16 protein-coding genes are annotated in these 17954 nt (G+C 65.7%); 8 read left to right on the forward strand and 8 right to left on the reverse strand.

Annotation, left to right across the window (positions count from 1 at the left end):
• Nucleotides 1-3 precede the first annotated feature (3 nt).
• Both EN861_RS05040 and EN861_RS05045 read left to right on the forward strand, forming a co-directional pair.
• Nucleotides 4-597, forward strand: a complete 594-nt coding sequence (locus EN861_RS05040; RefSeq protein WP_127275277.1) for an SDR family oxidoreductase — start codon at nt 4-6, stop codon at nt 595-597.
• On the forward strand, nt 581-1480 hold the full coding sequence (locus tag EN861_RS05045) for an aldose 1-epimerase (RefSeq protein ID WP_135862677.1): 900 nt from the start codon (nt 581-583) through the stop codon (nt 1478-1480). The genes EN861_RS05040 and EN861_RS05045 overlap by 17 nt, the downstream gene beginning before the upstream one ends.
• Here EN861_RS05045 and EN861_RS05050 read toward each other — a convergent pair.
• From EN861_RS05050 to EN861_RS05065, 4 genes are read right to left on the reverse strand one after another with little or no spacing between them, the layout of a single operon-like run.
• Nucleotides 1477-2238 carry an SDR family NAD(P)-dependent oxidoreductase gene (locus tag EN861_RS05050; protein ID WP_135862679.1) on the reverse strand — a complete coding sequence of 254 codons (762 nt, stop codon included), beginning with the start codon at nt 2236-2238 and terminating at the stop codon, nt 1477-1479. The genes EN861_RS05045 and EN861_RS05050 overlap by 4 nt on opposite strands.
• Nucleotides 2235-3785, reverse strand: a complete 1551-nt coding sequence (locus tag EN861_RS05055) for a sugar ABC transporter ATP-binding protein (protein ID WP_135862681.1) — start codon at nt 3783-3785, stop codon at nt 2235-2237. Before EN861_RS05055 ends, EN861_RS05050 begins: the two co-directional genes overlap by 4 nt.
• 54 nt (nt 3786-3839) lie before the next feature.
• Nucleotides 3840-4802 carry a substrate-binding domain-containing protein gene (locus EN861_RS05060; RefSeq protein ID WP_127275281.1) on the reverse strand — a complete coding sequence of 321 codons (963 nt, stop codon included), beginning with the start codon at nt 4800-4802 and terminating at the stop codon, nt 3840-3842.
• 54 nt (nt 4803-4856) lie between these two features.
• Nucleotides 4857-5867, reverse strand: coding sequence for an ABC transporter permease (locus tag EN861_RS05065; RefSeq protein WP_135862683.1), 1011 nt, complete (start codon nt 5865-5867; stop codon nt 4857-4859).
• Nucleotides 5868-6109: 242 nt separating this feature from the next.
• Between EN861_RS05065 and EN861_RS05070 the strand changes: the two genes are divergently transcribed.
• Nucleotides 6110-7141: a LacI family DNA-binding transcriptional regulator gene (locus tag EN861_RS05070; RefSeq protein ID WP_135862685.1), complete on the forward strand. Its 1032-nt coding sequence runs from the start codon at nt 6110-6112 to the stop codon at nt 7139-7141.
• Between the two features lie 259 nt (nt 7142-7400).
• On the opposite strand, the gene EN861_RS05080 is transcribed toward EN861_RS05070, so the two are convergent.
• From EN861_RS05080 to EN861_RS05095, 4 genes are read right to left on the reverse strand one after another with little or no spacing between them, the layout of a single operon-like run.
• Nucleotides 7401-8579: a mandelate racemase/muconate lactonizing enzyme family protein gene (locus EN861_RS05080; protein WP_135862687.1), complete on the reverse strand. Its 1179-nt coding sequence runs from the start codon at nt 8577-8579 to the stop codon at nt 7401-7403.
• A 9-nt stretch (nt 8580-8588) separates the two neighbouring features.
• Nucleotides 8589-9578, reverse strand: a complete 990-nt coding sequence (locus EN861_RS05085; protein WP_127871228.1) for a transketolase C-terminal domain-containing protein — start codon at nt 9576-9578, stop codon at nt 8589-8591.
• Complete coding sequence (locus tag EN861_RS05090; protein WP_127871227.1) at nt 9575-10423, reverse strand: transketolase; 849 nt, start codon at nt 10421-10423, stop codon at nt 9575-9577. The genes EN861_RS05085 and EN861_RS05090 overlap by 4 nt, the downstream gene beginning before the upstream one ends.
• Nucleotides 10424-10428: 5 nt before the next feature.
• Nucleotides 10429-11223, reverse strand: coding sequence for an SDR family oxidoreductase (locus EN861_RS05095; RefSeq protein WP_127871226.1), 795 nt, complete (start codon nt 11221-11223; stop codon nt 10429-10431).
• A 117-nt stretch (nt 11224-11340) separates the two neighbouring features.
• On the opposite strand from EN861_RS05095, the gene EN861_RS05100 reads away from it, so the two are divergent.
• The 5 genes from EN861_RS05100 to EN861_RS05120 all read left to right on the forward strand — a co-directional run bounded on the left by EN861_RS05100 (nt 11341) and on the right by EN861_RS05120 (nt 17759).
• Nucleotides 11341-12561, forward strand: a complete 1221-nt coding sequence (locus tag EN861_RS05100; RefSeq protein ID WP_135862688.1) for a mandelate racemase/muconate lactonizing enzyme family protein — start codon at nt 11341-11343, stop codon at nt 12559-12561.
• 137 nt (nt 12562-12698) lie between these two features.
• A complete protein-coding gene (locus EN861_RS05105; protein WP_245511991.1) occupies nt 12699-15092 on the forward strand; it encodes a thiamine pyrophosphate-dependent enzyme in 2394 nt (797 codons plus the stop codon).
• Nucleotides 15093-15123: 31 nt separating this feature from the next.
• The gene (locus EN861_RS05110) at nt 15124-16134 is read left to right on the forward strand and encodes a C-terminal binding protein (protein WP_135862693.1); all 1011 of its coding nucleotides are present in this window, start codon (nt 15124-15126) and stop codon (nt 16132-16134) included.
• Nucleotides 16131-16850, forward strand: a complete 720-nt coding sequence (locus EN861_RS05115) for an E3 binding domain-containing protein (RefSeq protein ID WP_135862695.1) — start codon at nt 16131-16133, stop codon at nt 16848-16850. Before EN861_RS05110 ends, EN861_RS05115 begins: the two co-directional genes overlap by 4 nt.
• Nucleotides 16851-16988: 138 nt before the next feature.
• A complete protein-coding gene (locus EN861_RS05120) occupies nt 16989-17759 on the forward strand; it encodes a GntR family transcriptional regulator (protein WP_135862697.1) in 771 nt (256 codons plus the stop codon).
• Nucleotides 17760-17954 lie beyond the last annotated feature (195 nt).

Raw genomic sequence — 17954 nt, forward strand, 5'->3', positions numbered from 1 at the left:
GCCATGGAAATCGATCTCACTGGCTCGACAATAGAACTGGAAGGCGCGAGCAATCCGGTTGCCGAGGCGGCACTCGCCGCCTTGCGCGCCAATGGCGGCCGCGTCCTCGAAGGGGCGCGGCACGCCAGCGTCCTTTCCCCCGACATCGTTCTGGTATCATGCCCTCTGCGTCCGGGAAGCACGGCCGAAAATCCCGGCACCTTGTACGCGGCGGCGCGCAAGGCGGCGGTGGCCATGACCGAGCGCAACGGCGGACGCATCGTCTTCCTGCTTTCGGTGACCGCCGGCATGCCGATGCGCCGCCATCCGCGCTTCTCCATGGAGAACGCCTCGATCCTGGCCGGCATGCGCACGCTGGCCATGGAGTTCGGCCCCAAAATCCTGGTCAATGCCGTCGGCGTCGGCTTGGTCGAGGACGAGACCATGGTTTCGGGTGACAAGGCGATGCTCAGCCACGTCCCGGTCAACCGCGCCGGCAATATCGAGGAAGCGGTTGCGGCCGTGCTGTTCTTCTGCGATCCACTGAACACCTATACGACGGGCCAGATGCTGGGCGTCGACGGTGGATGGATGGCAGGCTATGGGCGTAATTTCTGAGCCGCTGACGCTGAAGGCCGGCGCAATCGAGGTCGGGCTGGTGTCGCAAATCGGCGGCTCCGTGAGTTCACTGCGCTGGCGCGGCATCGATCTGATGCGCGGGCTTTCGGACGGCGATCGCGAGGCCGGCAATGTGCTGGGCGTCGCCATGTTCCCGATGACGCCCTATGCCAACCGCATCGCCGGAAATGCCTTTGAGTTCAGGTCAAAGCGTTGGCAGGTCCTGCCCAACAATCCGCCGGAAAAATTCAACGTGCATGGCAGCGGCTGGCAGCTTGCCTGGACTGTCGTGGAGGCAGGAGCCGGTAGCGCAACCCTGGGGCTGGATATTGCTGGCGCCGGCGAACCCTATTCCTATCGCGCGATGCAGACTTTCGTGGTTTCCGACGAGGGGCTTGACGTGACCATGACCCTGACCAACACCGGACCGGTTTCCCTGCCGTTCGGCTTCGGCCTGCACCCCTGGTTCGATCGCGACCCGGACGTGACTCTGCAATTCAAGGCCAAGCGTTTCTATCTCGAAGAGCCCGACGGTGTTTCCGGCGACCCGATCACGCTGCCACCCGAACTCGACTTCGCCGAGGGCCGGCCATTGCCGGCGGGCTGGCGCAACAATGATTATGGCGGCTGGGGCGGCGAGGCGATCATCCGCTTTCCCTCGCGCGGCGCGGGGCTGCGGATCACGGCCGATCCGGTCTTCAGGCACCTGATGCTCTATGCCGACCCGACAAAACCGTTTTTCTGCGTCGAACCCCAGACCAATGCCTCCGGCGCCTTCAACCGCGGCCGATGGGATGATCCGGAAGAGGGCGTCATCGTGCTTGGCCCGGGGGAAAGTGCAGCCGGCGCTGTTTCGTTCATGCCCTTCGCGCTTCAATCCTAAAGCAGCCGAGCCAGCAGGCCGCCATCCACCTGCATGGCACTGCCGGTGACGAAGGAAGAGTCGTCCGAGATCAGGAAGCCTATTGCCGTGGCGATCTCGGCAGGGTTGGCGATGCGCGCGATCCGGTTCGGTTCGAAAGACAGGCCCAGCGCTTCCGCGCCGCCGGCTGCCTCCAGCCCGTCGAGCGTCATGCGGGTGGCGACCGAGCCGACCAGCACGGCGTTGACGCGGATGCGGTCGACGGCATAGTCGAGCGCCATCTGCCGCGACAGGCCGACGACCGCCGCCTTGGTCGCCGCATAGGCGGGCACGCCGGGTACGGTGGCGTCGGCATGGACGGAGGCGATGTTGACGATCGAGCCGCCGCCGGCCTCGCGCAGCAGCGGCAAGGTCGCCCGGCAGACGCGGAAAATGGCCGTCAGATTGACTGATATGGTCCTGTCCCACTCCTCGTCGGAAAGCTCTTCCAGCCGCTTGCCTGTCGGATAGATGCCGGCGCAGTTGACGACCGCGTCGAGCCCGCCGAACCGGTCCGTCGCCGCCGCAACGGCTGCCTGGACGTCCGCTTGGCGCGTGAGGTCGCTCTCCCGGAAGATCAGCTGGCTCTCGCCATAACGGCTCGCCAGTGATTTGCCGTCATCGCCGTCCAGCCCGGCGCCAAAGACCTTGGCGCCCTCGGCGACAAGGTATTCCGCCGTTGCCCGGCCAATCCCGGTCGCGGCGCCAGTGACGAAAATGCGTTTGCCGGCAAATATCATGCGGAAACCTGCGCCTGACGCTCGGCCTGCGCCGCGGTGACCGAACGCAAGACGCGATCCTCGCCGCCTTCGCCGCGGCCGAATTCATCGACGATGCGGCCGTCGGCGACGACGAGGCAGCGGTCGCAAAGACCGATCAATTCCTCGAGTTCCGACGCGACGATCAGCAGTGAAACGCCCTTGTCGGCCAACTCGACCACGAGCCGGTAGATCTCATGCCGGGTTGCCGCGTCGACGCCCTTGGTCGGCTCGTCGAGCAGCAGTACCTTCGGCGCCCGCATCAGCACGCGGGCAAACAGCAGTTTCTGCTGGTTGCCGCCCGACAGATGGGTGACCGAGGCCCGCGGCGACGATGCCTTGACGTTGAGGGCACGCATGGCTGCCACGATGGCGTTGCGCTCCAGCCCGCCGCGCACCACGCCGCGCCGCGACAAGGGCGCGAGATTGCCGATGGTGATGTTGGCGCCGACCGGCAGGTTGAACAGCAGGCCGTCACGCTTGCGATCCTCGGTCAGCAGCGCGATGCCGGCCGCGCGGGCATCGGCGGGCGACTTGATCGATACCTCCTTGCCGCCGACGTGGATCTCGCCCTCGGACAGCACGCGGCCGTAGATGCCGTGCAGGATCTCGCTGCGGCCGGAGCCAAGCAGTCCCGCCAATCCGACGATCTCGCCGGCCGCGACGGACAGGTTGATGTCCCTCGCGCCATGGACAGCACCGCCGTGGCCGTCGACGCTGAGGCGGCGAACCTCCAGCGCGGTCGGGGTGCCGACAGGCGCGGCATGCTCGGGGAACAGCCGCTGCAACCTTTGCCCGGACATCGAGAAGATGAAGGTCTCGGCGTCGAAATCCTCGCGGGCAATGCGCACCGCCACCTGTCCGTCGCGCAGCACGGTGGCGCGGTCGCAGATGGCAAGCACTTCCGGCAGGCGATGGGTGATGTAGATCATCGCCACGCCCTGTGCCTTGAGCCGACGCAGCACGGCAAACAGCGCGTCGACTTCGGTGCCCGAGAGCGACGCGGTCGGCTCGTCCAGCATCAGCACGCGCGGCTTCATGACGATGGCGCGGGCAATCATCACCAGATGACGCTGCGCCGAGGGCAGCGATGCGACATAGGCCCTTGGGTCGATATCGATGCCAAGATCGGCAAATATCTCGGCCGCCCGCTGCTCGAGCTTCCGCTGGTGAACCAGCACGCCGTCGCCCAGACCGGTGCGGCCGGCAAAGACATTCTCGGCGACCGAGAGCTGTTCGAGCACCTCGATTTCTTGCGGGACATAACCGACGCCGTTCGATCGCGCGTCGGCCGGCGAGGCAAAGCTGACGGGCTGGCCGTCGAGCTGGATCGTGCCGGTGTAGGAGCCGGCCGGATGCACGCCATTGAGGATCTTCACAAGGGTGGACTTGCCGGCGCCGTTCTGGCCAAGCAGAGCATGGATTTCACCAGAGACCACGTCGAAATCGACCCCGCGCAACGCCTGCACGCCGCCAAAATTCTTGGCGATCGCGGTGGCTGAAAACAGCGGCGCTTGGTTGGTCGACACAGTGGTCCCTCAGGATGTTGCCGGGTCCGCAAGATGCGGGCCCGGCGGCAGGCGTTACTGGCCGGCGCTGTCCAGCATCTTGTAGTAGGGGGCAAGGTCGGCTGCGGTGATCACCTTGGCCGGCAACGGATTGCTGTAGGGAACCGTCTTGCCCTGGGCGAGGTCGCCGAGCAGTTCGGCCACCTTGGCGCTTTCCTCGTAGAGCGGCTGTGCGACGATGCCGTAGGCGGCGCCCGATTTCACCAGATCGAGGTTCTGCCTGATATAGTCCATGCCGATGATGACGACGTCGCGCCCGGCCTTGCGGGCCGCGCCCGACCAGGTCTGGATGCTGTTGCCGGTGGTGCCGAAGGCGGCGGTCACGTCGGGATTGCCCTGCAGGATGGCCACCGCCTTGGCTTCGGCGGCGGAAGGCTCGAAGCCTTCCATCTGCGTATCGAGCACCTTGATGCCGGGATACTTTGCCGCGATGGTCTTGCGGAAGGCATCCGACATGGCGTTCTCGGTGTCGTTGGAAGCGCCTTGCGTCAGCGCCACAGTGCCCTTGCCGCCGAGCTTGTCGCCGATGGCGATGGCCGCATTGGCGCCGACCTCGGCAATGTCTTCTCCGGTCGCAGCCTTCAGTCCATTGACGGTGCCTTCCGGCGGCAGGACGTGCCAGGTGACGATCGGGAAGCCCTCCTTGGCAAGCTTGGTGATGTAGGAATAGATGGCCGGGTCCACCCCGTAGACGCCGATGGCGTCATATTTGGTACGGGCAAGCGCGGCCTCGGCAAGTGGCAAGGTCGCGGGGATGTCCCAGTTGGTGGCGCTCGGGTCGCCGACGACCTCGCAGGTGTAGCCGAGCTCCTTGCACTTGTTGAGGAAGCCCGCCTGCATCAGCCGGTGCACCGGGTGATCCTTCATCGCCTGCACCCAGAGCAGATGCACATCCGCCGCCCGCGCTAGGCCCGAGGTGGCGACTGTCGCCGCCACCAATGCGGCCCGGATCAGCCCCTTCTTCACCTGAATTTTCATGCCTTACCTCCCATGGTTCACCGGCATTTTTGCCGGCGCAATATCTCGGCCGGTTCAAGCCCCGGCGATGAAGTAGCGGCGGCGCACTATGTCGAGGCCGACGGCCATGACCATGATCACGCCGACCGCGATCTGCTGCCAGTTGGAGTTGACGCCGATGACGACGAGGCCGCTCTGCACCACTTTCAGCATCAGGATGCCGACGACACCGCCGGCGACCGTGCCGGCGCCGCCGAACAGGCTGACGCCGCCGACCACGACACCGGCGATGACCGTCAGCTCCCAGCCACTGCCGATCGATGTGCCGCCGCTGCCGAGATCGGCCATGACGAACATGCCGGCGATCGCCGACAGCGCGCCGACGGTGATGAAGGCGCCGATCTTGCAGGCATTGGTGTTGATGCCGACGAGATGCGCCACTTCCTTGTTGCCGCCGGTGGCATAGATGTTGCGGCCGAGTACGGTGCGCCGCAGCACGAAATCGGCTGCCACCGCCGCGATGATGAAGAAGGCGAAACTCCAGCCGAGGCCGAAGGCGAGATCCGTACCGCCGATCGTATTGATCGCCTCCGGCAGCGGATAGACCGGATAGCCTCCGGTCACCGACTGGATCAGCCCCTGACCGATGAACAGCATGCCGAGCGTCTGGATGAAGGCGGGGATACCGAGCCTGACGACGATCAAGCCGTTGAGCAGGCCGATCAATGCGCCGACGCCGATGCCGCCGAGAATGCCGACGGTCACCGGCAAGGCGGCAGCGGTCATCAGCTTGGCGGCGACCACTGCGGACAGCCCGGCGACCGAGCCGACGGACAGGTCGAACTCGCCGGCAACCAGCAGAATCGTCTGGCCGATGGCGATGATGCCGACAAAGGAGACGACGTTGAGAATGGCGCGGATGTTGCGCTCCGACAGGAAAGCCGGTTCGAGCAACCAGAAGAAGGCAATCAGCAAGGCCATCGCCGCCAGCACGCCGACTTCGCCCACCGCAATCAAGCCGATCAGTCGCCGCCGGAACGATTGCGTGCCCCGGCGCGGAGAGCTCACCTCAGCCGCGCTGTTCATCCTGACCTCCCTGGCGGCGCCTGTTGCCGGATCCCGCGGCCGGCTCCATTCACCCGCGCCAATCCCGGCGCGCTCCTCGTCTTCATTAAGATTATAATATTATAACTTGTCAACGATGAAAATTCCACGCCTCGCGACAGCGCGTCGCGTCGCTGGAAAGCGTCCGCTGCAACCGCTATGAATGGGCTGATGTGATCCGTGGGACTTTGCCTTGGTGGATCGCGCTCTCTTGGAGCAGGGTGATGACCGATAAGCCGCCGGCGGGCGAGAAAAAGCCGCAGCGCCTCGGCGTTCGCGAGATCGCCAAGCGCGTCGGCGTTGCGCCGATGACGGTGTCACGTGCGCTGTCCAATCCCGACATGGTGTCGCCGGAGACGCGCGCCAAGGTGCTCGAGGCGATCGAGCAGGCCGGCTTCGTGCCCAACCGCCTGGCCTCCAGCATGCGCGGCAACGGCCGCATGATCGGCACGGTTGTGCCGCCGCTGATCAATTCGGGCATAGCCGAACAGGTGCAAGGCATGTCCGACGAATGCCACGAGAGCGGCTATTCGATGCTCCTGGTGCAAGGTGAATTCACGCAGGAGGCCGAGGAGAAGGCGATCCGCAATCTGCTTGGCTGGCGCCCAGTCGGCATGATCCTGCAGAGCTTCGTGCAAAGCGAGACGGCGCGCGCGCTGCTGAAGAGCAGCGGCGCACCGGTGGTCGAGATCTCCGAGATCAAGGGCCGCAAGCCGATCGACATGGTGGTCGGCGTCTCAAATTTCGAGACAGCCTATGCCATGACCATGCATCTGGCGGCGAAGGGCTACAAGCGCATCGGCTTCGTCTCGACGCCGATCCACGGCAACGATCGTCTCCAGCAACGCCGCACCGGCTACCACGCGGCCTTGACCGAACTCGGCTTCAAGAACCATGCCGACCTGGAGGTCGAGGTGCCGATCACCGCGCAAGGCGGCGCCGAAGCGCTGGTGACGCTGACCTCCCGCCACAGGGATATCGACGCGATCTTCTTTTCCAGCGATACGCTCGCTGTCGGCGCCGTGCAGGAATGCCACCGGCGCGGTTGGGCGGTGCCTGGAAAAATCGCCATTGCCGGCTATGGCGACATGGATCTGGCCGCGCAGCTTCATCCGCCGCTGACCACGGTGAAGGTCAACCGCTACGAGATGGGCCGGCGCGCGGTGCGGCAATTGCTGGCAAAGCTCGGCGGCGACGCCAAGGTGCCGACCATCACCAGACTCGGCTTCGAGATCGTCGACCGCGAAAGCGCTTGATGGGTTGCTCGTTGGCCGAGGCCCCTCAGCTTCGTCATCCTAGGGCGGAGCAGCCGCGAAGCGGCGTCGCGGAGACCCTAGGATCCATTCCGTGACCTCGATCGAAGGGTACGGCGGAGAAAAATTCTTCAACGTTTGTAAAGCTTTAACGCCACGGCATGGATCCTAGGGTCTGCGCCGCGTCGCTTCGCTCCTTGCTCCGCCCTAGGATGACGAAGAGAGGGAAGCCTCGGCCAAACTGTAAACGTCGCGATTTTCCTTAACCGCGCTTCCCCGCCTCTTCGCGCCGCCCGAGGCGTTTCTCCCAGCCTTCGGCGTGGACGTTGAGATAGGCGTTGGGGTCGTAGGGATGATCCTTGATCGCATCGATGTCGAGGTCGATGCCGAGACCGGGCGCGTCCGGCAGCGACAGATGGCCATTGTCGGGATTGACGGTGGGATGCCAGCTCACGAGGTCGCGCGTCCAGGGATCGTTGAAGGTGTCGAAATGCTCCTGGATGAGGAAGTTCGGCACCGCCGCCGCCAGTTGCAGGCAAACCGCCGTCGCCACCGGTCCGCCGCTCTGGTGCGGCGCGATATGGCTGCCATGAGCAAGCGCCAGATTGGCCACCTGCATCGACGGCCCGATGCCGCCGAGCGACATCGGCTCGGGCTGGAAGATGTTGACGCCGCCGCCGGCCGCCAGCGTGTAGAACTGACCGACCGTGTCGTACATCTCGCCCGTCGCCACCGGGATCGGCGAGCGGTGCGCCACTTCATGCACGGTCTCCTGGCGGTCGCGCGAGGTCGGCTCTTCCCACCAGTAGATGTCGAGATCGGCGAATTTTTGCGCCGCCTGCAGTGCGGCGATCTCGGTGAAGCGCGCATGCACGTCAATCAGGATCAGCGTGTCCTTTGGCAGCCTGTCACGTAAGGTCCGGCAGATCGCGTAGGAAAGCTCCAGCTCCTCGCGCGAAATGAAGCCTTGGGCGGTGCCGAACGGGTCGAGTTTGAATGCCTTGAAGCCTTTGGCCAGCACCGCTTTCGCCGCATCGAGAAAGGCCTCGGGCGAGCGCTCGGTGCGGTACCAGCCATTGGCATAGCCGAGCACGCTGTCGCGCACCTGGCCGCCGAGCAATTGGTGGATCGGCACGCCGAGGCTCTTGCCCAGTATGTCCCAGCATGCGACTTCGATGGCCGCGATCACCGTGCGGTGGATGTGGCCGCCGTCGAGCGAGACGCTGTCCAGCATGCGTTTGGCCAGCGCGTTGATGCGGCGCGGGTCCTGGCCGATGGCGAGGTGTTTCAACTCGTGCACGCCGGCTTCGGTAGTCTTGATGAAACCGTTCAGCGTGCCTTCGCCGATCCCGTGGATGCCCTTATCGGTATGTACTTTGACAAACAGCCAGTTCTTCCAGCCGGCGCCGACGGCAAAGGTCTCGATCTCTGTAATCTTCATGGGAGAACCCTAGCTCAATGCGGCAATGGTCGCGATGACGGCCTCGGTCGTCAGTCCGTATTTCGCTTGCAAGGTCGGCACCGCGCCGCATTCGATATAGCGGTCCGGCAGGCCGACGCGCGTCACTGTCTTCGCAATGCCGGCATCGAACAAGGTCTCGACCACAAGGCTCGCCAGGCCACCGACCACGACGTGGTTTTCCACTGTCACGATACGGTCAACCGACGCGGCGAATTCGGCCACCGCCTCGCTGTCGAACGGCTTTATGGTCGGCACATGCAGCACGCCGGCAGCGACGCCCCGTTTTTGCAAAGCATCGGCTGCATCCAATGTCCTTTCGGTCATCAGGCCGGTCGAGATGATGCCGACATCGCTACCCTGGCGCAGGCGGCGCGCCTTGCCGATCTCGAAGACGTAACCGGGCTCGAACACAACCGGCACGCTGCCGCGCAGCAGCCGCATGTAGACCGGTCCTCGATGTTGCGAGATCGCTTCGGTCGCGGCTTCGATCTCGGTCGCGTCGCAGGGGTCGATGATAGTCAGGCCGGGGATCATGCGCATCAGCGCAAGGTCCTCGATCGCCTGATGGGTGCCGCCATAGCCGGTCGTGAGACCGGGGAGGCCCGCAACGATCTTGACGTCGAGATTGGAGTGGGCCAGCGCGATGGCGACGAAATCATAGGCGCGCCGCGTCGCGAACACGCCATAGGTGGTGGCGAACGGCACCTTGCCGGTGCGCGCCAGCCCGGCGGCGACGGCGACCAGATTCTGCTCGGCCATGCCGACGTTGAAGAAGCGCTCCGGGAAGGCGTCTCGGAATGGCAGGATGTCGGTGTATTTGCCGAGATCGGCGGTCAGTCCGACAATGTCGGGGCGGCTCTCGCCGAGCCTTGCCAATGCCCGGCCGAAGGGTGCCTCAACGCTGCGCCGTCCGCCGCCGACGGCCTCGTCCTGGCCCATGGCCAGCGTGCGGCCGGCCTCCATCGCCGCGCCGCTCATTGGCCCGCTCCCACGGTTTTCTCGAACTCGGCGATGATGCCATCCCATTGCGCCACGTCGATGCGGAAGAAGTGCGACTTCTCGGAAGTCTCGATGCGGGGCACACCCTTGCCGGGCCGTGTGCGCAGGATGATCGCCTTTGGCTTGCCGTTGCGGTTTCTCGCATCCGCCAGCGCGCCAACCACCGCGGTCATGTCATTGCCGTCGATCTCGGCTGTCTGCCAGCCGAAGGCGCGCCATTTGTCGGCCACCGGCTCCATGTCGAGCACCACAGGCCCGTCGGCCTGAATGCCGTTGCAGTCGATCAGCGCCACCAGCCCGTCGAGCTTGAAGTGGCTGGCCGACATGGCTGCTTCCCAGGTCGAGCCTTCCTGCATCTCTCCATCGGAGAGCTCGACGAAAACGCGCGCGTCGGAGCGGTCGACACGCAGGCCCAGCGCCTGCCCGACACCTTGCCCCAGCCCATGGCCAAGTGAACCGCCAATCATTTCGACGCCGGGCGTGGTGTCGAGCGTCGACATTTCCAGCCGGCTGTTGTCGGCGCCATAGGTGACGAGTTCATCGACAGGAATGATGCCCGCTTCGGCCAGGGCAGCCCACAAAGCGATGGAATAATGCCCGGTCGACAAAAGGAAACGGTCGCGGTCGGGCCAACCGAGATTGCCGGGATCGTAGCGCAGCTCGTGGAAATAGAGCGCCGCCAGCACATCGGCGATGCCGAGGCCCTGGCCGATATAGCCCTGGCCCTGGCCGCGCGCCATCGTCAGCATATGACGGCGCAGCAGCATCGCCTTGTGTTCGAGCGCGCCGATGTCGGCGTAGCCGGGAGGAGAGTTTCGCAGCATCTGGATCAGTCCTTGTCGAGCCCGCCCGACATGTTGAGCCGCTCGGCGGTCATGTAATCAGGCGCGTCGAGGCAGAGCCAGACGACGGCCTCGGCCACTTCCGCAATCTCGGCACGGCGGCCGAGCGGGATGCGGCGGGTGCGCTCGTCGAGAAAGGCCTGCAAATCGTCGCGGCCATTGGCACGGGCAAGGTCGATTTCGGTCGAGCGCTGCATTTCGGTGTCCATCATGCCCGGCGCCAGGCTGTTGACCAGCACGCCATAGGGCGCGAGCGCCACTGCCGCGGCGCGGGTGATGGAATCGACGCCGGCCTTGCTCGCCGTGTAGGCGGTGTAGTCGGGCAGCGCCATGCGCGAGCCCGGCGAGGTGATGTTGATGATGCGCCCGGAGCGCTGCTCCCGCATCACCCGGCCCGCCGCCTTGCAGGCCATGGCAAGGGCTGTGACATTGAGCGCCAGCGTACGCGTCCAGGCCTTGAAGGTGGCGTCGAGGAAGGGCTCGATCACGCCATAGCCGGCATTGTTGACCAGGATGTCGATACCGCCCCAGCGCGCGACGACTTTTTCGACGGCCGCTTCCGGCGCGCCTTCCCCGGTGAAATCGCTGACGATGCTTTCGGTTTCCGTGCCGGTTTCGCCGATCTGCCTGGCGGTCTCGGCGAGCCCATCGCCGTTGATATCGGTGACCGCGACGAAACAGCCGCGACGCGCCAGCTGAACCGCCACCTCGCGGCCGAGCCCGCCGGCAGCGCCTGTGACCAGCGCCCTGAGCGGCATCTTGTTTCGATTTTGGGCAGGCAAGCGAGCACCCTCCCGGAGGCGATCTTGACGAAATTGATACCGGTACCATAAATGGCTGTCAACGGCTATGTGCTATTGTCCTTGGACTGTAGTATCGGCGGGAGTTGGGAGGAAAAGATGAAAGTCGTCGCGCTCGAAACGCTGCAGCTGGCGGAATTCCCGTTCCTGTTTTGGTTGCGCGTCCACACCGACGCCGGCCTTGTCGGAACCGGCGAGACCTTCTGGGCGCCGGGGCCGGTTGCCGCCTACATCCACGACAATGTCGCGTCCTATCTCTTGGGCAAGGACCCGCGCGACATCGAGTTGCACGACCGCACGCTGGGCAGCGTCTATGTCGGCGCCCGCGATTCCGGCGCCGAGGTGCGCGGCAATTCCGCCGTCAACATCGCGCTGTGGGATATTTATGGCCAGGCGCTCGGCGAGCCGGTCTGGCGGCTGCTTGGCGGGCGCACCCACGCGACCGTGCCGATCTACAACACTTGCGCCGGCTACAAGCATGTGCGCGCCACGAAGAAGAATGCCCTGTTCGAACGCGGCGAGGACTGGTCGCTCAAATCAGGCGATTCGAATGAAGGGCCGTATGAAGACCTGCTCGCCTGGCGCTACAATGCCGGCGATCTCGCCAAAAGCCTGAAGTCGGAAGGCATTGGCGCCATGAAAATCTGGCCGTTCGATATCGCCGCCGAAGCCTCGAACGGCACCCGAATCTCGCTTGTCGATCTCGACAAGGCGCTGGAGCCCTTCCACAAGATCCGCGACGCCGTCGGCCGCGACATGGAGATCATGGTCGAACTGCATGGGCTGTGGACCTTGCCGCCGGTGCTGCGCATCGCCGAGGCGCTGAAACCCTATGACGTCGCCTGGCTGGAAGAGCCGATCCGCTACAACGAACTCAACGCCATGGCCGAGCTCGCCCGCCACACCTCCATCCCGATCGCCGCCAGCGAAAGGCTGGCGTCGCGGCAGATGTTCAAGCAGTTGATCGACAAGCGCGCGGCTAGCGTGATCATGATCGACCTCGCCTGGTGCGGCGGCCTGTCCGAGGCGCGCAAGATCGCCAACATGGCCGAAGCCAGCGAACTGCCTGTCACCTTGCACGACTGCACCGGACCGATCGTCTATGCGGCGAGCTGCGCCTTGTCGGCGACCTTGCCGAACGTCAATTACCAGGAAGCGGTACGCGCCTACTTCACCGGCTGGTACACCGAGATCGTCGCCGACATCCCGCCGGTCAGGGACGGTCATGTCGCGCCGCTCGAAGGGCCGGGCCTTGGCCTCAGCCTGCGGCCGGAGCTGTTCCAGCGGCCTGACGCAGCCGTGCGGATCACCAGACTCTAGCCTCTCGCACAGCTCGGTCAGAGCCAGTAGACATTATGCTATTATAATCTATGATGCGTCGAAGCGGGCGACCAACAAGCCCGCCGCCGGCGCTCTGCCGCCCGGCGCCAGACGCATTCAGGGAGGCTTTGGTGGCAATGTCTGCGGCGCGTGCACGCGAGGATTCCAGGAGTGCGTCAAATCTGCCCGACCGGAAAATCCTGCTCGACCTGTTCGAACGCATGGTGCTGCTGCGCCGCTTCGAAAGCATCGCCCAGATCGCCTGCCGCAAGGGCGAAACGCCCGGTTTCCTGCACCTCTATATCGGCGAGGAGGCGACCGGCGTCGGTGTCTGCGCGCATCTCAGGCCCACCGACTGGGTGACATCGACCCATCGCGGGCACGGCCATGCGCTGGCCAAGGGCGCCGATCCCGGCCGGGTGATGGCCGAGCTGTTCGGCAAGGCCGATGGTATCTGCGGCGGCCGTGGCGGCACCATGCATCTCTACGACCGCTCGGTCGGCCTGTTCGGCACCAACGGCATCGTCGCCGCCGGCATCGGCCACGCCGTCGGCATCGGCATGAGCGCGCGCCAGCAGGGCCGCGACGACATCGGCGTCGCTTTCTTCGGCGACGGCGCCGCCAATCATGGCGGCTTCCACGAGGCGCTCAATTTCGCCGCCGTGCAACGCGCGCCGGCTGTCTTCATCTGCGAGAACAATCTCTACGCCACCGCCACGCCGCTGAAGTCGATCACGCTCAATCCCGAGATCGCCAGCAAGGCCGCGTCCTACGGCATGCCCGGCGTCGCGGTGGACGGCAATGACGTCTTCGCCGTCTGGCTGGCGATGAAGGAGGCCACCGAGCGCGCCCGCGCCGGCAAGGGTCCGACGCTGATCGAGGCCAAGACCTACCGCACCGTGGGCCATCATGAGGGCGACCCGGTGATCGGCAGCTATCGCACGCAGGAGGAGCTCGACGCCTGGATCAAGCGCGATCCGATCGACATGTTCCGCAAGAAGCTGATCGAGGAATACGGCATTGCCGACGCCGAAGCACTCGCGGCGATCGAGACGCGGATCGAGAAGGTGGTCGAGCAGGCGCTGACCTTCGCCCGCAATTCTCCCGAGCCCGACCCGTCGACGGTGCGGCTGCATGTGTTTGCCGATCCGATCAATCCGCCCGCCGCCCTCAAGCCGCGCGCGGTCGGCGAAACCCGCATGCAAGGCTGGCTGGAAGCGGTACGCGACGGCATCGCCGAGGAAATGCGCGCCGACCCGGCGATCCTCTATTTCGGCGAGGGCACCGGCGAGCGTGGCGGCAGTTTCGCGCACACCAAGAACCTGTGGCAGGAGTTCGGCGCCGAGCGGATGGTCGATACGCCGATCTCCGAACAGGGTTTTACCGCCGCCGCCGTCGGCGCCTCGGCGACAGGCGCGCGCACCGTCTCGGACCTGATGTTCGCCGACTTCGCTTTCGAGACCGCCGGCCAGATTTTCCTGCAGGCCGCCAAGCTGCGCTACATGACCAGCGGGTTGATGAGCGCGCCGATGGTGGTGCGCGTGGGTGCGGGCGCACTGCGCAGTTCCGGGCCGCATCACAGCGGCATCTACCATCCGGTCTTCGCCCACATGCCAGGCCTCATCGTCTGCGTGCCGTCGACCCCTGCCGACGCCAAGGGCCTGATGAAGACAGCGCTCAGGGCCGGAGACCCGGTCATCATGCTGGAGCCCAAGGCGCTGTTCGCCGCCAAGGGCGAGGTGCCGGTCGGCGAGCATTTCGTGCCGTTCGGCGTCGCGCGCATCGCACGGGCCGGCGCCGACATCAGCATCGTTGCCGCCGGCCAGATGGTGCAGCGTGCACTGGAAGCCGCCGAAGTGCTCGCCGGTGAAGGCATCGAGGCGGAGGTGATCGACCCGCGCACCATCATGCCGCTCGACATCGACACCATCGTCGCCAGCGTACGCAAAACCCATCGCCTGCTCATCGTCGACGAAGCCTGGGCGATGTGCGGCCTGGGCGGCGAAATCGCCCAGGCGATCAACGAACTCGCCTTCGACGAACTCGACGCGCCGCCCGGAAGGCTGCACACGGCGCCGACCTCGCATCCTTTCGCGCCTGTGCTGGAGCGCGCCATGCTGGTCGACACCGCGCGCATCGCGCAAGGCGCGCGCGACGTCATGTCGGGCAGGCCGCCGGTGCCGGATCACTGGTACACGGTCGGCCTGAAGAGTACCGCGCCAGCCAAGCCGGCACCTGCCCCGGTCAAGGCGCTCCCACCTGCCCCACCGGTCCAGTCGCCCGCTGCTTCCGGCGACGACGAGCCGGTGACCATGCCGTTCGGCGACCTCACCGTCAGCGAAGGCACGGTCATCAAATGGCTGAAGGCGGTCGGCGATCCGGTCAGGGAGGGCGAGCTGATCGCCGAGATCGAGACCGACAAGGCCGTGGTCGAGATCGAGGCTCCCGTCAGCGGGACGCTCGCGGCGATCGATCAGCCGGTCGGCGCGGTGGTGCCGATGGGCGGCCGCATCGGCGGCATCAAGAAATAGACCATCCCAACAAGCGATCCGAAGGACCGGCATGAAGATCCTGTGCGCCAACTGGCAAGCCGCCGACGAGGCCGAACTCGAGCGCGAGCACTATCCCGACATCGAGTTCATCCTCGCCCGGTCGACCAACGACAAGGCGGCGACGCTGGATCCGGCGGTGTGCGAGATGGTCGACGCCGTCATCAATTATTCGCCGACCCACAATGTCGCCGCCGCCCCGTCCGCCTTTCCCAAGGCGCGCATCGCGGTGCGCTCCGGCGTCGGCTTCGACAACATCGACACGGCGGGCTGGGGCGCGCGCCGGATTCCGGCCTGCAACGTGCCGGACTATGGCACGACCGAGGTCGCCGACCACGCCATCGGCCTGATGCTGGCGTTGACGCGCGGGACGTCGGCCTATGGCGCGGAGCTCTCCGGTCATGGCGCCGATGGCTGGCATTTCTCCAAGGCGCCGCTGGTTAGAAGGCACAAGGGCGCCACCTTCGGCATTGTCGGGCTCGGCCGCATCGGGCTCGCCACCGCGCGCCGCGCCGCCGCCTTCGATATGAGAATTGTCTTTTACGATCCGCATCTTCTGTCCGGCGTCGACCTGTCGACCGGCTATGAACGCGTCCATTCGCTGACCGAACTGATGGGACGAGCCGATGTGGTGAGTGTCCACGCGCCGCTCAGCGAGGAAACCCGCAAGCTGCTCGGCACGGCGGCTTTCGCCGCCGCCAGGCCGGGCCTTATGCTGATCAACACCGCGCGCGGCCCGATCGTCGACCTCGACGCCCTGGAGGCCGCGATGCGCAACGGCGTGGTCAGCGGTGCCGGGCTGGACGTGCTGCCGAACGAACCCGGCGATCTCGACCATCCGTTGCTGGCGGCATGGCGGCGCCGCGAGCCGTGGATCGCCAATCGCCTGATCGTCACCCCGCATGCCGCCTTCTACAGCCCGGCATCGATGCGCGACCTTCGCCTGAAGTCGATCGAGGTGGTGCACGCCTATCTCGCCGAGGGCCGGCTCACCAACTGCGTCAACGCAGGGTATCTGCGATGAATGCAACGGCGCAGGCAAGGCGTCTTGCGGTTTCCCCCTATGCCCGCCGCCTGGCGCGCGAGCGCGCGCTGCCGCTCGAAACGCTTCGCGGCAGCGGGCCGGACGGGCGCATCCTGGCCGCCGATGTCCTGAGCTTCGTTCCGGTCGCCGCGGCCGTCTCCCCGGATAGCGACGCTTCCCTGGTGGCCCCGGCCATCGCCGCGCCCCGGATCGCCGCCTTCGCGGCATCCGTCGCACTCGGCGCGCTGCGGGACCTGCTGGCGGCGCTGGAGAGCTCGGGACATGTCTTCGATGTCGACGACGTGCTGCCGCGCGCGGTGGGCCGGGCATTTCATGAGACGCCGGACGCCAGGGCCGGCGACAACGCCGTGGCGCTGGAACTCGCGGGCGGGCAAGCGGTGGTCGCCACGGTTCCGGAGCCACCCCTGACAGCGCTGCGCGCGACGCGGCTCGCGGCCCTGGCCGATAGCCGCGACGAGGCGCAAGAACCGGCCGCTCTGTCCCTGCGGCTGCTGGCGGCGGGCGACATCCGGCCGATGGCGATGCCGCTCCTGCCCGGTCGCTCCATGCGCCTCGCCGTCTCGCTCGGCATGGCAGGGGACCATGCCGAATGCCTGCTCACGGTGGATGCGGCAAGCGTGGGCGAGGATGCGGCCGCGGCATGGCTCTCGGCTCTGAAATCGGCGATAGAGCAGCCGCTTCGGCTCTTCGTCTGAGACCGCCGGCGGTCGTCGCGCCGGATTTTGCCCCAGGCAAGCCATTATCCCAAAACCGGCGCCACTTTTGGGCGACATGCAATAGCCTCGGGCCAAGGAAGCTATTATAAAAGCTTCGACACAGGCGCGACGAGGCACATGGACCATTCCGTTCCCACCATCGAAAGTCTTCCCAAGCGCACGCTCGGCCGCGCCAACGGGCCGCTTTACCGGCAGCTCGCCGATATCCTGCGCGAGCCGATCGGCAACGGCACCTTCCCGGTCGGCGGCGAGCTGCCGAAGGAGGCGACCATCGCCGAGCATTTCGGCGTCAGTCTGATCACCGTGCGCCAGGCGCTGCGCGATCTCGAGGCCGACGGCCTGATCAGGAAACGCTCGGCCAAGCCCGCCGTGGTGGCGGCCCGCAGCCCCTCGGTCAATCTGAGCTGGAAGTTCAAGAATTTCGCCGACATGGCGGCCTTCACCAAGGACGCGAAGCTGGCGGTGAAATCCTACCGCAAGGAGGTTTCGCCCGTGCTCCAGCGCCATTTCGGCATGGGCAAGGACGAGGCCGGCTATTGCCTGCGCAGCGTGCTGTCGATCGGCGAGCAGAGGAAGGCGCAGATCACCACCTATTTTCCGCCCGATGTCGGCGCCCGGTTGAAGCGGGAGGACTTTTCCGACGTGCTGATCTTCCGTTCGGTGCAGAAACATCTCGGCCTGCGGCTCGATGTGGCACATGTGACGGTGCGCGCCGAAATCGCCGACGAGACCGTTGCCGCCGACCTCGGCATCGCGCTCGGGGGTGCGGTGCTGACGGTGGAGATGCTTTATCAGTCGGCCGACCAGCGCAGCATCGAATTCTCCGTCGCCCGTCATCCCGCCGACATCTTCAGCATCACCTATGACGCGCCGAACGACCTGTCCTGAAGCCCGCCCGACGCGGTATTTTCTGATAGTGGCCGCATAGACAGAGCCATAAAATTATAATAGCATGATAGCTAGGCTGAGATGCCGGCTCCGGGAGAGGTCGCAAGGGAGGAGATCCGGCGAATTCCGCCTGCGGGCGCGGCCTTGGGAGAGTCACGGTCAAATTGACATCGGCAATTGGTACCGGTATCATGC

The organism is Mesorhizobium sp. M8A.F.Ca.ET.218.01.1.1 (assembly GCF_004791165.1).
Lineage (GTDB): Bacteria > Pseudomonadota > Alphaproteobacteria > Rhizobiales > Rhizobiaceae > Mesorhizobium.